Source organism: Shewanella sp. SM101, assembly GCF_025654465.1.
Lineage (GTDB): Bacteria > Pseudomonadota > Gammaproteobacteria > Enterobacterales > Shewanellaceae > Shewanella > Shewanella oncorhynchi.
Genome location: NZ_JAKKRH010000012.1, coordinates 1 through 16,449, shown reverse-complemented (window position 1 = coordinate 16,449; position 16,449 = coordinate 1). Strand labels below are relative to the sequence as shown.

Below are 16,449 nucleotides of genomic sequence, written 5' to 3'. Positions count from 1 at the left end.
ATTGATGTAACCGTTACCTATAGGATCTTACGATGAATTATAAAAATTGGCCTATTGCAAAACAAATTGGCGCCCTCGCGTTTATTCTCACTCTTCTCATCTTTGGCGTATTGAGTACCGTCTCCTATAAAGCCGCTTCAAATGTATTAGAAGATAAAGGTATCAGTGCCATGAAATCTGAAATGCGTGCAGTTTCAGACATGTTAGAGCTGCAGTACGATAGTCTTCTGCAGCTTGCGAGACGCAACGCCGATGTTTTTAAGGAAATGTATCCTGGACAATTTAGTCTGCAAAATAAAACGGTCAATGTGATGGGAGTAGGCTCTCCAGCCCTAATGCACGAACAAGAACAAGTGAACTCATCAAAAAGTAAAGTCGATCGTTTTGCTAATCTAACTGGCGGTACCGCTACAGTATTTGTGCGTGATGGCGATGACTTTATGCGAGTTTCGACTTCGCTCAAAAAAGCCGATGGCAGCCGTGCACTAGGTACTTCCCTTGGCAAAACACATCCAGGCTATCAAGTGCTGATCAGCGGTAATGAATACGAAGGTTATGCCAAACTTTTCGGCAAAGACTACATGACAGTCTATCGTCCAGTGAAAGACACACAGGGCAAAGTTATTGGTATCTTATATATTGGCTTCGACATCACCAGTTCCTTAAAACAATTACAAGAAGCAGTTAACAGAATCACCTTAGAAGAAAGTGGCCATTTTCTATTAGTACGCAAAGCTGACAATGTGTTGGTCGCCCATCCTAAGTTCAATGCAGGTGACATCATCACCGAAAGTATGCTTGATGGCTTAAGTGTTGCGTATGCCACCCAAAATGATGCGGAATCCCATTACAGCAATAGTAAAAATGAGCCCATGTTTGCCTATAGCCAAACCGTGACGGGCTGGAATTGGGTGCTAGTGGGTCAAGTCAAGGCAAGTGAGCTTAATGAAGAAAGTATGCAATTGCTCACCATCAACGCCATCGTTGCTATCACAGGGATCGCGCTGATCACAGCGCTATTATCAGTTGTCTTAATTCGCGCACTCAAACCTTTGCATGCCCTCCAAGTGCATATGGAAAATTTAGGCAGTGGCGATTTTAGCCATCACTTAGCACCATCAGAACCACAGAGTCAAAACGAAGTGGATCGAATCACGACCAGCGTATCAACTATGTCCTCAGAGCTCAGGCAATTGATTATTGCATTGCAGGATTCAGTCATGAGTCTAGAGCAACAAGCCTCCAAGGCACAGAGCATCGCGAAGCAAAATGGTGAAGAAGCTCAAGCCCTAATGCTACAAACGGATCAAATCGCAACTGCCATCGAAGAAATGTCGACCTCGATCCGTGATGTAGCTAATCATGCCCAAGATGGCGCAGTTCAAAGCCAGCAAGTGGATGCCGCAGCCAAAGAAGGTCAAAACCAACAGACTAAAGTGGTGCAGGATTTACTCAAACTCAGTCAGCAACTCAGTAACAGTCATCAATCGGTTGAAAAAGTCAGCCATGAAAGTGAAGCGATCAGCAAGGTGACCGAAGTCATTAACAGCATTGCCGAGCAAACTAATTTACTCGCATTAAATGCAGCGATTGAAGCGGCGCGCGCAGGCGATCAAGGTCGAGGCTTTGCTGTCGTTGCCGATGAGGTGAGAACTCTCGCCCAGCGGACCCAGTCATCCATTGTAGAAATTGGCCAAACAATTGAAAAGCTGCAAACTCAAGTGAAAAGCACCACAGAACAAATGAGCCAAAGTCATCAATTAGGAATGGAATCTGCAGCACAGGGTGAAGCAACGGGTGAACAGCTGAAGGAAATCACCCGTAGGATTGGCGAACTCGCGATTAGCTCACGCAATATTGCTTCGGCTACTGAGCAGCAAAGCAGTGTTGCACAAGAGATAACCCACAATTTACATCAGATCAGCGAACTCGCTAACGAAGGCGAGCACCGTGCCACTGAAACAGTGCATTCTGCCAATGAACTGTCTTCCTTAGCCGCCGCCTTAAAACGCCAAATAAGCCAGTTTAAGGCCTAACTCAAATACGGACTTAGATAACCTGAGCTCGGGATAAGCAGAGCCGCTGAATAGGCATCTTTTCGGGCCTCTCTGCGTTGCTCTGTCTAACCATAGCTCGCTATGGCGTACGACAGAGCGCCTTGATATGCGCAAAAATCTGCGCATTCAGTCAGGAAATAGATTTTTCGCTTTAAACGAATAATTTTATACCATTGATTTTATTTATTAAATTTAGATTTTTCGACACTCGTTATCCCGAGTTCAGGTTAGATACAGAGTTAGTGCTTTATCAAACGTTAAATGCCGCCCTAACTGGGCGGCATTTTTATAACAGCACTACATCAAAACGATAGGAGCCACATTTAAGAAATGGGATTTGGGACTTTGATTTAGGATACTGACGTAAAGGAGTAATGGAGAAAATATCTTAAGCCATACAGAGCAAGCATCTGCAGAGAGCACAATCAAAAAACAATGATATCAGACCTATTCGTTGCAGTTACATCACCACTCTGCAGCGAAGTTAACTGCTTGGCCTAATACGATAGCCTAGCTCTGCCTCTAATTAAAATAACCTCCGCCGATCAAAAAATCTCAATAAAAAACCCCGCTGATGCGAGGTTTTTAAATCGAGTTTAGACGTTACTCGGCATCTTCTGCCGATCTGTCCATGTTCTCTGTATTCTCAAGCCACAGGGCATTGATAATCCCAAAAGAACAGGCCAGCAAAACCCCTAATATCCACGTAAAATACCACATAGCAGATGCTCCTTAATGCCTAATAGAGTGAGGCTTTGTTATCTTCAATATGCTTACGGCCGATACGACCAAACATCTTGTAGTAAGTCCAGACAGTGTAGCTCAACACTATAGGTACGAAAATCGCTGCAGCAGCAGTCATAACACCTAAGGTCATTTTACTGGCTGTTGCATCCCACATAGTCAAACTGACGTTAGGGTTAAGTGATGATGGCATGACGAATGGGAACATTGCTGCACCGCAAGTCAAAATCACCATAGCCACAGTGAGTGAGCTGAATAGGAACGCAAAACCTGAACGGTTAAAGCGGCTAACCAAAATCACTAGTAGAGGCAATGCCACACCTAAGATAGGGAACAGCATAGTGATGGGGTATTTGTCATAGTTGGCAAGCCAAGCACCCGCTTCAATTGCGACGGTTTTCATGGCTGGGTTAGAAACCGCATTATGGTCCAGTACTGAAGTCACTACATAACCATCGATACCATTGGCTAACCACACACCCGCAGCAGCAAACAACACAGCCACTAACAGTGCGAAGAATTGCGTGGCTTTCGCAGCACGAACACGCAGCTCACTGTCAGTCTTCATTTGTAGCCAAGAAGCGCCTTGCATCATAAACATGCTCACGCTCACAAGACCTGCCAGCAAACCGAAAGGATTCAACAGGCCGAACAGACCACCGTGATAAGTCGCACGTAGGAACTCGTCGAATTCAAAAGGCACACCTTGCAACAAGTTACCAAAGGCCACGCCTATGATTAGCGGAGGTACAAAACCACCGGCAAACAAGGCCCAGTCCCACGACTTACGCCATTTTGGATTTTCGATTTTAGAACGATAATCGAATCCGACTGGACGCATGTAGAGGGCAAACAGCACTAACATCATGGCGACATAGAAGCCAGAGAAAGACACTGCATACACCATAGGCCAAGCGGCAAATAACGCACCGCCTGCTGTAATTAACCACACTTGGTTGCCGTCCCAATGGGGAGCAATAGTGTTAACCATGATACGGCGCTCAGTATCGTCTTTGCCTATAATTGGCAGTAACGCACCGACACCCATGTCAAAACCATCAGTAACCGCAAATCCGATGAACAGTACGCCGATCAGAGCCCACCAGATAACTCTTAATATTTCATAATCAAACATAATGAAATCCTCTGCTTAGGCTTCTAGGTTCTCGAAATGATAACGACCAGTTTTCAAACTGCTCGGACCAATGCGGGCAAACTTAAACATCAAGAACATCTCAATCACCAGCAGTACAGTGTAGAACAAGGTGATAGAAAGGATACTGAACCATAAGTCGCCAGTCGTTAAGCTTGACGCAGACATAAAGGTCGGTAGTACCTCAGAAATCGTCCAAGGTTGACGACCATACTCAGCCACAAACCAACCACACTCAATCGCGATCCAAGGCAATGGCAAGCTATAAAGTGCAGCTTTAAGTACCCATTTTTTCTCGGCGATTTGATGACGTGTGCTTTGCCAGAATGCCGCAGCAAATACGAACAGCATGATAAAGCCTAGACCTACCATCACACGGAAGCTCCAGAAAATCGGTGCTACGTTCGGGATAGAATCTTTAGCAGCTGCTTTAATTTGCTCTTCAGTCGCATCGACCACTTTGTCTGTGTAGCGTTTCAGTAAGAAACCGTAGCCTAAGTCGACTTTCGCTTCTTCAAAAGCAGCACGTAGTTCAGGCGTTTCTTCACCCGCACGCAGTTTCACTAGCATGGCATAGGCTTTCATACCGTTACGGATACGCACTTCATGCTCAGCAATCAAGTCATGAATACCAGTCACTTCTTCATCCAACGAGCGTGTTGCCACTATACCCATCGCATAAGGAATTTTGACTGCAAAATCTGTTTTCATGGTTTCTTGATTCGGAAAACCGACAGCAGTAAAGGCTGCTGGAGCAGGCTCTGTATGCCACTCAGCTTCAATCGCGGCTAACTTAACGCGCTGTGCTTCACCCACTTTATAGCCAGATTCGTCACCTAACACGATAACCGACAGAATCGCCGCCATACCAAAGCTTGCCGCAATCGCGAATGAGCGACGGGCAAAAGGTAAGTCACGTTTCTTGAGGATGTAATAAGCACTGATCGCCAGTACAAACATGGCACCCGCCACATAACCCGAAGCGACGGTGTGAACAAACTTAACCTGCGCGACAGGGTTAAACACAACCTCAGCGAAGCTGGTCATTTCCATACGCATGGTTTCGTAGTTGAACACTGAACCCACAGGGTTTTGCATCCAACCGTTTGCCACTAGGATCCACAATGCCGACATGTTAGAACCAAAGGCCACTAACCAAGTCACGACTAAATGCTGACGCTTAGTGAAACGATCCCAACCGAAGAAGAACATACCCACGAAGGTAGATTCAAGGAAGAAGGCCATTAAACCTTCAATAGCCAGAGGCGCACCAAAGATGTCCCCTACGTAATGCGAATAGTAAGACCAGTTAGTACCAAACTGGAATTCCATTGCCAAACCTGTGGTAACCCCCAAGGCAAAGTTAATACCAAATAACTTACCCCAGAACTTAGTCATATCTTTATAAATTTGTTTATCAGTCATCACATACAGTGATTCCATGATAGCCAGCAAAAATGCCAACCCCAAAGTCAAGGGAACAAATAGGAAGTGATACATGGCTGTCAGCGCAAACTGCAACCGCGATAGCTCAACAACCTCTTCAACAATCATCGGTGACTCCTTACTTGGTGCGTCCAATTGCTATGACAAAACCCGCGTCAATCACAGCAAGTGCCTTTGTAGGATAGTGAGTTTTCATTTTGTGTTTATATCTGCGACAACAGTATAAACCGTTAAATTTAATCTTTTGCATTAGTTCGAAGCAGCAAGGGCTAAAAAGTACCAATATCTGTTGCATATTGAGACGCGAGTCACACTATCGCAAGTAACTGAGACCGACGCCCTACCACTCACTCAATCAAATGATTTCATCGATATAAATATCAGATAGTTAAGATATTTATTCATTTTCATTTGTGGCTATTTTATACCACCTCGCTTTGATGCAAATCAATCAAACTCAGGGGTTTAGGTGGGTTTTGCGGTGAGGCACACACTTCCCCACCAGAGAGGATTGACAATCGAGAAAAACAAGAGTAGTGAGCAGCCATTAATTGATATAAAGTCATACTTTTACCAACTAGGCAGTAAAAATCAGTTCTAATCATCAAAAAACCAACAAATAAATAATGTTGCAACAAATTAACTAAAAAATATTGTCACAAATTTAAGTGAGCCACAATTTAAAACCTTTAAAATCAAATATAAATACATATAAATATAAAAAATCACAATCGAACAGGCTAAAATGCATTAGTTTTAATAATGAATATTTGTATTTTTTCTCGTTTGAGAAGCTAACCTCAGTTGTTTAATATATGTCCTGTGTTAAGGAGACAATTTGGTAGAACTGGTGTCGTAGCCCAGCCAAGACCAACTTCGCGCACATAGGTACTAACTTTTGGTGTGGAGATATCGATATGACTAAATTATTTGAACGTCTGGTTAACAGCTACAAGCGTGTTTTTGTTGAACTTTATACAGCTAATGAGCTGAAATAATCCCCAGAATTACTCGTGAAATTAATTGCATTTATGTGAAGTTTTGTTAGCGCAAAACGGGCCCCCATCTCCCTGAGATTGGGGGCTTTTTCTATATTAAGACCCTAGCATCCCCCAACAACTCCAGAACCCCATAAAACACCACGCCCCGTATCAAATGCGCAACATACCTATTAATAGGTATTTACCGATTAAAGTGGCTATTTTGCCACTTTAGTCCATTAGATTATTTGCAATAAGCGTTAATAATTTGAAATACAATCACTTCCATAAAATGCATTTTATATATAAAAAAAGGAGCGAAATTATCGCTCCTTTTTTACGCTTTCATTAACCTGCTTTTGCCCCTCAACAAAGGCAAAAGCCGTTGACTTTAAACGCTTAACCTAAGGTCACTCGTGCATTACGGAACATACGCATCCAAGGGCTATCTTCACCCCAAGCATCTGGATGCCAAGAGTTCGCCACAGTTCTGAACACACGTTCTGGGTGCGGCATCATCAAGGTTACGCGGCCATCTGTGGTACAAATCCCAGTCAAGCCATTTGGCGAGCCGTTCGGGTTTTGTGGATACTGAGTCGCGATATCACCTTTACCATTGACAAAACGCAGCGCAATCGTGCCTGACGCTTCGGCAATCGCCAGCGCTTCAGGGCTAGCAAACTCAGCCAAACCTTCACCGTGAGATACAGCAATGGGCATACGTGAACCGGCCATACCTTGGAAGAATAACGACGGGCTCTGTTGCACTTCAACTAAGCTGAAACGCGCTTCGAAACGCTCCGAGCGGTTACGCACAAAACGTGGCCAGTGCTCGCTACCTGGGATAATTTCTTTCAGGTTCGACAGCATTTGACAACCGTTACACACGCCAAGGGCAAAGCTTGAGTCACGTTCAAAGAAACGTGAAAACTCATCACGAGCGCGCTCATTAAACAGAATCGACTTAGCCCAACCTTCACCTGCGCCTAATACGTCACCGTAGGAGAAGCCACCACAGGCCACTAGGCCTTGGAACTGATCTAGGCTGATACGGCCAGATAAAATGTCCGACATGTGTACGTCGCGGCTTTCAAATCCTGCGCGGTCAAAGGCTGCTGCCATCTCTACGTGGGAGTTAACGCCCTGCTCACGCAAAATCGCCATCTTAGGCGCAGCGCCCTTAAGGATATAAGGTGCAGCAACATCAGTGCTTGGATCAAAACTTAAGTTAACGGTTAAACCTAAATCGGTTTCGTCTTGCTTAAGTGTGAACTCTTCAAGTGCGCAGGCTGGGTTATCACGCAGAGCTTGCATACGATACGTGGTTTCTGACCACACAGTACGCAGCGCTACACGGGTATCACTGAAGATTTCACGCGCGCCATCTTTAATAGTGATGCGTTGATCGTCGGCTAGGGTTCCGATCACATGGCAAGGCACGCCAGCGATAGCGAACTGAGCGGCAATTTTCGCAGCATTGTCACGGCTCACTTGCAGTACAGCGCCGAGCTCTTCATTAAAGAGTCGTTCTAAATCAGTGCCCTGCAAGTCTTCTACATCTATGTCTAAACCTGTATTACCAGCAAAAGCCATTTCCACTAAGGTAGTGAATAAACCACCGTCGCTACGGTCGTGGTAAGCGATAACCGATTTTTTAGCGACTAGATTTTGCATGGTTTCGAAGAAACCGCGCAGCAGTGCAGCATCGTCAAGATCCGGCGCAATATCACCCAGCTCACCAAACACTTGGGCTAAACAAGAACCGCCTAAACGATTTTTGCCCGCACCTAAATCCACTAACAGTAAAGACGTTTCGCCTTTATCTGTGCGTAGCTCTGGCGTCACTGTATTGCGAATATCTTGCACCACACCAAAGGCGGTAATGACCAATGACATAGGTGAGGTCACGGTTTTATCCGCGCCATCTTGTTGCCATGCGGTCTTCATCGACATAGAGTCTTTACCGACCGGAATGGTCAGGCTCAGCTCTGGACACAGTTCTTCACCTACGGCTTTCACCGCTTCATAAAGACCCGCATCTTCACCAGGGTGACCCGCGGCAGACATCCAGTTGGCAGAAAGCTTAATACGCTTAAATGAACCGATATCGGCACCAGCGATATTCATGATTGACTCAGCCACAGCCATACGGGCAGAGGCGCCAAAGTCTAGTAGCGCTAGCGGTGTACGTTCACCCAGTGACATAGCTTCACCGGCGTAGGTATCAAAGCTTGCCGCAGTCACAGCGCAATCGGCCACAGGCACTTGCCATGGACCCACCATTTGGTCACGGTTAACTAAACCTGTAACTGTGCGGTCGCCAATAGTGATAAGGAAGGTTTTATCTGCGACTGTAGGCAAGCTCAGTAAGCGTTTAACCGCTTCTTTAACTTCAATATTATCTTGCGCTAGCGCTGGCGATACGGCTTTGGCCGATATCACATCGCGGCTCATCTTAGGTGCTTTGCCTAATAAGACTTCGAGCGGTAAATCGATAGGATTATTGTCGAAATGGCTATCGCTAAGCGTCAGGTGTTTCTCCGCTATCGCTTCACCCACCACCGCAAAAGGTGCGCGCTCACGCTCACAGATGGCAGTAAATAGCGCGAGGTTTTCAGGAGCAACTGACATCACATAACGCTCTTGTGATTCGTTACACCAGATTTCCAGCGGGCTCATGCCAGGCTCATCCGAAGGCACATTACGCAGATTAAATAAACCGCCGCGCTCGCCGTCATTCACGAGTTCAGGGAAAGCATTCGACAAACCGCCAGCGCCCACATCGTGGATAAATTGGATAGGGTTTTTATCGCCAAGCTGCCAACAGCGGTCAATCACTTCCTGACAACGACGTTCCATTTCTGGGTTTTCACGTTGCACAGAAGCAAAATCTAAGTCTTCACTCGATTGACCCGATGCCATAGACGAAGCAGCGCCGCCGCCCAGACCTATGTTCATCGCAGGGCCACCGAGCACAATCAGCTTAGCGCCAACGGTGATTTCGCCCTTTTGTACGTGTTCTTCACGAATGTTACCTAAACCACCGGCTAACATAATTGGCTTGTGGTAACCACGGACTTCAACACCGTTGTGGCTGCTGACTTCCTGCTCATAGGTACGGAAATAACCGACCAGTGCCGGACGACCAAACTCGTTGTTAAATGCCGCGCCGCCCAGTGGGCCTTCGGTCATGATGTCCAGCGCGCTCACGATACGTTCTGGCTTGCCATAGTTACCTTCCCATGGTTGAACAAAACCCGGGATTTTTAAATTGGATACACTAAAGCCTGTTAAACCCGCTTTAGGTTTAGAACCACGACCCGTCGCGCCTTCATCACGAATTTCACCACCTGAACCGGTTGCAGCGCCAGGATAGGGGCTGATGGCGGTTGGATGGTTGTGGGTTTCCACTTTCATCAGGATGTGCATTGGTTCAGTGTGGTAGTTGTATACCCCATCAGGATCGGGGAAGAAACGACCCGCAACCGAACCTTCCATCACAGCAGCGTTATCTTTGTAGGCAGATAACACGTGATCAGGCGTGGTTTCAAAGGTGTTCTTGATCATCTTGAACAGTGACTTAGGCTGAACTTCACCGTCAATGGTCCAATCTGCGTTAAAAATCTTATGACGACAATGCTCAGAGTTCGCCTGAGCAAACATCATCAATTCGATGTCATGAGGATTGCGACCTAAACGGACGAAGTTCTCGACTAAATAATCGATTTCATCTTCGGCTAAAGCAAGCCCCAATTCAGTGTTAGCCACTTCAAGTGCGCGGCGACCTTCCCCAAGAATATTGACGCTCTTAAACGGCGCAGGCTCAGTACGTTTGAACAGCACATCGGCTTTGGTAAAATCATCGAGGATAATTTCAACCATACGATCGTGCAGCAACGCATTTAAAGCTTGTTGCTGAGGCGCTGTCAGTGCATCTGACTCGACATAATACGCAACGCCTCGCTCCAAACGCTTCACTTTACCAAGGCCACAATTGTGCGCGATGTCAGTGGCTTTTGAAGACCAAGGAGAAATAGTACCGGGGCGAGGAGTGACAAACAGGAGCGAACCTTGGGGGATATGAGCTTCTATCGCAGGTCCATAGGTGAGAATTTTTTCAAGTTGCTGGCGTTCATTTGTGTCGAGCAACTCGCTCAAATCCGCTAAATGGACATACTCAGCATAGATTTGGCGTACCGGAAGCGCCGCGTTTTCGCAGGCCTCCATCAGCTTTTGCACCCTAAACGTCGAGAGTGCAGGGGCTCCGCGGATGATCTCCATCACGTCTATTCACCTTATTATTTATTATTGCAGGGGTCAGAGGTGGCGCTATTATAAGGAAATGTCTGTCACAAATCACCTGCGACCTTACGCAAAACAGTGTTTCCTGTGATATAAAAAGCCCAGTATTGTGTCGGCTGTACTTTCCCCCTGAATGATTTTTTTTCGAAATCGCAGACAAACGGATATAATCCCACCAATGTCAGCCAGTTCACCACTAATGCCCCACTGTTAACTCGCTATCTATAATATTGATTTTATTTACTATAAGTACATTTAATGACTCGATTTCTGTTCGCTCTTATCTTAGGTTTCCTACTGACTGCCTGTCAGCAGGTGACCGTGGACGAAACAGAATTCGTGCCAAAAAAATTAACTGAGCTAAGAGTCGGTACACTTTACGGCCCACAGATTTATATGACCTCGGGCCAAGGTGATAGCGGTTTCGATTACGATATGGCGGTATTGTTTGCCGAATACTTAAATGTGCCCTTAAAAATGGTGCCCTACACAAACCGTATCGAGTTGTACGAAGCCCTCAAAAAGAATGAAATCGATATTATTGCTGCAGGCATGACAGAAACGCCCACAAGGCGAGAACAGTTCCGCTTAGGTCCACCGCTATACCGGGTGAATCAAGTGTTGGTGTATCGCGAAGGCATGCCAACCCCAAAAGACATCAGCGACTTAAAAGGCAAGATCACCGTTATCGCCGACTCTTCCTTCGTCGAGACCTTGACCCAGTTGCAAAAGCATTATCCAACGCTGGTGTGGGATCAAATTACCGACAAAGACAGTGAAGAGTTGTTGGCTATGATTGCCAACAAAGAAATTGACTACACTATCGCCGACTCCAGCAGCGTACAGATCAACCGTCGCTACCTGCCCGACCTACGCTCAGGCCCTGTGCTAGAAGAAAAACTCGATGTGATCTGGCTGTTACCTCCCACTCACAGTGATGAACTTATGAGTAAATTGCTGGCCTTTTGGCACCAAGAGAAGCTTGCCGGTACGCTGGATCATCTCAACGAGAAATACTTTGGTCATGTAAAACGCTTCGATTATATCGATACTCGCGCATTTATCCGTGCCATTGAGACAGTATTGCCGCGTTATCGACAATTATTTGAAACCCATGCAGGCAATTTAGATTGGCGTAAACTGGCAGCAACCAGCTATCAAGAGTCACATTGGAATCCTAATGCCCGCTCGGCCACAGGAGTGCGTGGCATGATGATGTTGACTCAGCCAACCGCCAAAGAGATTGGGATCACCAACCGACTCGATGCCGAAGAAAGTATTCGCGGCGGCGCGGCGTATTTGAACGATATGATCAATCGCCTGCCAGAATCGATCCCCGAGAGTCAACGCATGTGGTTTGCGCTGGCCTCTTACAACATAGGATATGCCCATATTGAAGATGCACGTAAGCTTGCGGAATCGATGGAGTTAAATCCCAATGCTTGGCGAGATTTAAAAAAGGTACTACCGCTACTGCAAAAGCGTAAATATTATCAAAAAACACGTTATGGTTACGCCCGAGGCAGTGAAGCCGTTCATTACGTCGACAGCATCCGTCGCTACTATGACACGTTAGTCTGGGTGGATAATCAGTCGAAACAACCCGACCCCGATGATGACTCGAGCGACCTTACTGCGGAAGAACCCGTACTTCCTGCGGGAACGTTAAGCCCTGATCAACCTAAATAGCTTAACTCGTTAGCGCTCAGGTGCATGGGCCAAACGACAATCCAACAACTCACTTCTTATATATCAAGTACAGAGTTTTACGTAACAAGAACATCAACATAAAAACTCAAGATGTACATAGATGTCTTCAACAAGGTGCGATATCAAACAACAGGAGAACCGAATTAAGGTTTGCCAACCTAACTCAAATTTGCGATGAAAAACATCGCTTAGTTCAGCTTATCTGACCAGTGCTATTGCTGCACTCATGTGCAACTGCTACTGTCTTGGGTTATGACCTAAGATAAATCTCTGTAGGGCATCGATAATAACAATTAATGGGGTCAATATGAGAAGAAAAACCATCAACAATACCGTTGCGCGTCGCCGTACTTTGCTAAAAATTCGTCATCGCCGTATTTTAAATCGTCAAAAACTCTTCTTTACTTTTATTCAGTCTCAGGATTAATCCTGTCACGTTAATCGCCACTTACCCAATAGCTTGCTGCGCCTTTTGAGCCTGTTTCAGGGCTTTTTTCTCTTCCCTGCGACGTTTAAAAAAACGACTCAATTGCGCGCTACAAGCATCGGCCAGCACCCCAGATGTGACTTCAACTTGGTGATTAAACGCCGGATGCTGCAATAAATTAACCACAGTACCCGCTGCACCCGTTTTTTCATCCAGTGCGCCAAATACCACACGAGCAATTCTGCTATGCACCATAGCGCCCGCACACATAGCGCAAGGCTCGAGGGTGACATATAAAGTCGCATCTAAAAGACGATAGTTTTCGACCAAACGCCCCGCTTCCCGCAAACATAAAATTTCCGCATGGGCGCTAGGATCGTGCTGGCTAATGGATAAATTGTAACCCGTCGCAATCTGCTGACCGTCTTTGACCAATACCGCACCCACAGGCACTTCGCCCTCAGCCTCGGCTTTCTCAGCCATCAGCATCGCGACCTGCATCCAATGTTCGTCTAACTTCATTTGGTCCACTAGGCTGTCACTCATTTGTAAAAATACGGCAATTATACCTATAACCAATAAAAAAGGCGCACTTGGCGCCTTTTCACTGAATAAGGATTAAGCCTTCTCGATTGTTGTTTGAGTAGATAATAGGCTTTCATCTCTCTCGGTATTGAACCTGTAAAGTTCGGATAGAGTAGCCTTTATTCAAACCGTTGCTCGTGCTCCATATCCTCCCGCTGTTCTCGCTCTTTCTGGCGCTCGATTAGTTGAACCAAGTTTGCAGAGAGTGTTTTAGCTGCGACCGCAATATCTGATCTTTCATGTTCAACCAACTTTCTAATAGCATCCGTTCCAGGTTGCATTGCGTTTGCTCGGCTACCAGAAGTAACACGTTCAGCAAATGCCTCCAGAACAGCTTCAGGTTTAGGAGATGCTTCCAGCAGTCTGAGCGCTGACTCTGACATAATAACTGCACCCTGATTTCCATCCGGTTCCCAGAGACTAATACCCGCCGCTACAATCGCCCACACGTTGGTATCGTTTCTGGCACTGCACCATTCAATCAACACGTCCACATCGATTTTGGCGAGAATTGACTGCTCGAATCCGCTATGCAGAATAAAGAACTGTCGCAGATGTTGTTGCTTTTCAGTGCCGTCAAAAACACGATTCAGGAATGCTGCAGGCATTAATGCCGCAGTCGACGCAATGGTGTTTTCGCATGAATAAATGTAACCATAGTTGTCATCGACAACAGTAAATATGGTATCCAACCACTCTTGCTTTGCGGCCTCATTGCCATTAAAGCGTAACGCAGCACTGATCACGCGCTCCATTCGGTAATCCCTGCCACCACTATAATCGTCATTATTTTTTGAGAGACTCAAGATCGCAGCTCTTAAACCTATTTGTCGAAAGTCGGGACCAAGTGTATCAACTGCACCATCTAACCTCATGCTTAGCGCCTCTAGCACCACATCATCACCATTCGGTTTACTCAGGAGCCGTTGCGCGAGTTTGATAATACTGGCTTTAGGCAAGTGCGCATAGTCGTCCCGCCAGAGGATTGGTTCAAACATGCTCGGGTGAATTTCTGGGTCATCCAGAATTGCCATACAACGATCTAGGTCGGTTTCTGTAAATTTTCCACAAGGGTGCAAATTAACCAAGGCCTGTCGAAGCTTAGGATGCTGCGTGCACTGTTCGAGTAGCTCTTGAGCTAGAACTGAATCGATAGAGTCAACCTCTTTGATGAAACCACCAAAGACAGCAATATCTCTGCAGACTTCGGACTGCAGCCCCAGCTGTTCGACGAGTAGCTGCCAGCTGACTCGTAAATCATGCGCCCCTTTTGCCAAGCCTCTCCCGAATGCGGTGCGATAAGGCATCGAATCGCTGGAAAAAAGATGTGGACCCAGCTCGTCGAGCTTATGGTCCGATAACGCAAATTCCTCACCTAACCGGAGCGCCTTAGTTTCAAGTCGTTGCCTAGCTTCATCATATTTGTGGATTTTTTCATGATCAAAATTAGCATCCAATGCCCAATAATCCGGCCTATTGCTCAACACATAAGTCAGAATTGCCGGAATCAAGTCATGGGGCTCCAACTCCCTCTCCAATACGGCAAGGTTGTCCGGCAGAGGCTCAACATCATCCCCATCTTTGCGCTTGGTATGGTCGAAATAGATAGTTGTTCGGACGGCTTTCCAACCATCTCCCCAAGGGCGATGTGCATGTAATTTGCCAGCAGCGTCAATTAGCTTTTCCCTCATTGCAACTTGTCGCCACATTCCTCTAAATGCTTTCGCCAGCGTCTGTCTTGCAAGATCTTCAAGAGTCGAATCACCGGAGGTTCCCAGTTTGACAGCAACGTCGATAAAGGCGCTACGCCACTGCACAAGCTGATCGTGATTGGGTTGAAATCCATAGTCTCTTGGGCGAGCACCAAACTCGTTTACCCCTGACCCACTCCACCGCGCCTCTAAGGCTGTAGAGAGCATCCTTAAACCTAATGACCTCCTTACAGTCACGCTTGATGAAAGACATTCATTCATGATCGCAATGCGTTGTTCTAAAGTAGCGTGTGTGCCGGACAGATATGCTTGGAAGAACTTCGTTATCTGATTTCGCGCAGAAGCATTGTTGTTGCTTTCCTCTTCGAAGTCCGCTAAATGGATGAGGAGCCTAATGCACCGCTCAAAGGCGATCGGTTCATACGCCAGCAATAGCAGAAGATTGATAATTGACGTTCGTCGAGACTTATAACCTGGTTTCATGCCTTTAAAATCAGAGGTGATAAGTATCGCTTCAATCCTGTCGAGCAGAACTTCTGGCGTTACTGGTGCGATATAATCCAACATTCGTGCCGATATATCGTTTAATTCGGTTATCCGCCCCAGCAACCCATCGGGTTGAAGCCAAGTTTCAACGATCTCTTTCGCCACAGGATGATCATGCAACAACCCGAGCCTATGTGCGAAAGACATGAGTAAGCGTTGACGTCCGGGGGCTTCAAAGGTTTCTCTAAGTTGAGCAACGGGTAAATTATTCAGTGCCGACATAGCCAACTTATTGGCAATGGCATGGGGCAAAATAGCTCTCCAATAAGCCCTCTTCTGTACAATATGGCGGTCTGACAACTTGTTGACTGACCGAGACAACTGGCTTGCGGAATGCCCAAAGTTCGAACCCAATACCTCAAGTTCGTTTTGGCCTTTCTCAACAGTTGCTACCGAGAACGAATAGACCAGAGTGTAGTGGCACACTAATTTTGGCCACCTAAATAGAGGTGATATTATTRCCTCGTAGATGACTTTAGGTGAACACATGAGATCGACAACCAGAAAAACATTTAGTGCTGAATTCAAACTTGAAGCWGCCCAATTAGTCCTCGATAAAAACCATAGCATCATCGAAGCTGCAAAGGCGATGAACGTAGGTAAGTCCACTATGGATAAATGGGTGAGACAGTTAAAACTAGAACGCCAGGGTGGCACACCAAAAGCATCTCCGATTACCCCTGAACAAATTGAAATCCGTGAGCTGAAGAAGCAAATAGCTCGTCTTGAGGAGCACAATCTTATCCTAAAAAAGGCTACCGCTCTCTTGATGTCAGACTCGATGAAC

8 protein-coding genes and 1 pseudogene are annotated in these 16,449 nt (G+C 46.2%); 3 read left to right on the top strand and 6 right to left on the bottom strand.

Annotated elements, in window-relative coordinates; genetic code table 11:
- The first annotated feature begins 32 nt into the window (after positions 1-32).
- A complete protein-coding gene (locus L5M38_RS08330) occupies positions 33-2,036 on the top strand; it encodes a methyl-accepting chemotaxis protein (RefSeq protein WP_173243703.1) in 2,004 nt (667 codons plus the stop codon).
- Positions 2,037-2,660: 624 nt separating this feature from the next.
- Here L5M38_RS08330 and cydX read toward each other — a convergent pair.
- From cydX to purL, 4 genes are all read right to left on the bottom strand, one after another.
- Positions 2,661-2,777: a cytochrome bd-I oxidase subunit CydX gene (gene cydX / locus L5M38_RS08325; protein WP_011788717.1), complete on the bottom strand. Its 117-nt coding sequence runs from the start codon at positions 2,775-2,777 to the stop codon at positions 2,661-2,663.
- Positions 2,778-2,796: 19 nt separating this feature from the next.
- Positions 2,797-3,936: a cytochrome d ubiquinol oxidase subunit II gene (cydB, locus tag L5M38_RS08320; RefSeq protein WP_028761243.1), complete on the bottom strand. Its 1,140-nt coding sequence runs from the start codon at positions 3,934-3,936 to the stop codon at positions 2,797-2,799.
- A 15-nt stretch (positions 3,937-3,951) separates the two neighbouring features.
- The gene (locus L5M38_RS08315; RefSeq protein ID WP_028761244.1) at positions 3,952-5,508 is read right to left on the bottom strand and encodes a cytochrome ubiquinol oxidase subunit I; all 1,557 of its coding nucleotides are present in this window, start codon (positions 5,506-5,508) and stop codon (positions 3,952-3,954) included.
- 1,271 nt (positions 5,509-6,779) lie between these two features.
- The gene (gene purL / locus L5M38_RS08310) at positions 6,780-10,661 is read right to left on the bottom strand and encodes a phosphoribosylformylglycinamidine synthase (RefSeq protein ID WP_263178851.1); all 3,882 of its coding nucleotides are present in this window, start codon (positions 10,659-10,661) and stop codon (positions 6,780-6,782) included.
- 279 nt (positions 10,662-10,940) lie between these two features.
- On the opposite strand from purL, the gene mltF reads away from it, so the two are divergent.
- Positions 10,941-12,371, top strand: a complete 1,431-nt coding sequence (gene mltF, locus L5M38_RS08305) for a membrane-bound lytic murein transglycosylase MltF (RefSeq protein WP_168824519.1) — start codon at positions 10,941-10,943, stop codon at positions 12,369-12,371.
- 469 nt (positions 12,372-12,840) lie between these two features.
- On the opposite strand, the gene tadA is transcribed toward mltF, so the two are convergent.
- A complete protein-coding gene (tadA, locus tag L5M38_RS08300) occupies positions 12,841-13,365 on the bottom strand; it encodes a tRNA adenosine(34) deaminase TadA (RefSeq protein WP_411569302.1) in 525 nt (174 codons plus the stop codon).
- A 158-nt stretch (positions 13,366-13,523) separates the two neighbouring features.
- Entirely contained in the window at positions 13,524-15,914 is a 2,391-nt protein-coding gene (locus L5M38_RS08295) for a hypothetical protein (protein WP_263178765.1), read from the bottom strand.
- Positions 15,915-16,149: 235 nt separating this feature from the next.
- On the opposite strand from L5M38_RS08295, the pseudogene L5M38_RS08290 reads away from it, so the two are divergent.
- A pseudogene (locus tag L5M38_RS08290) lies at positions 16,150-16,449 on the top strand (transposase); the annotation flags it as partial.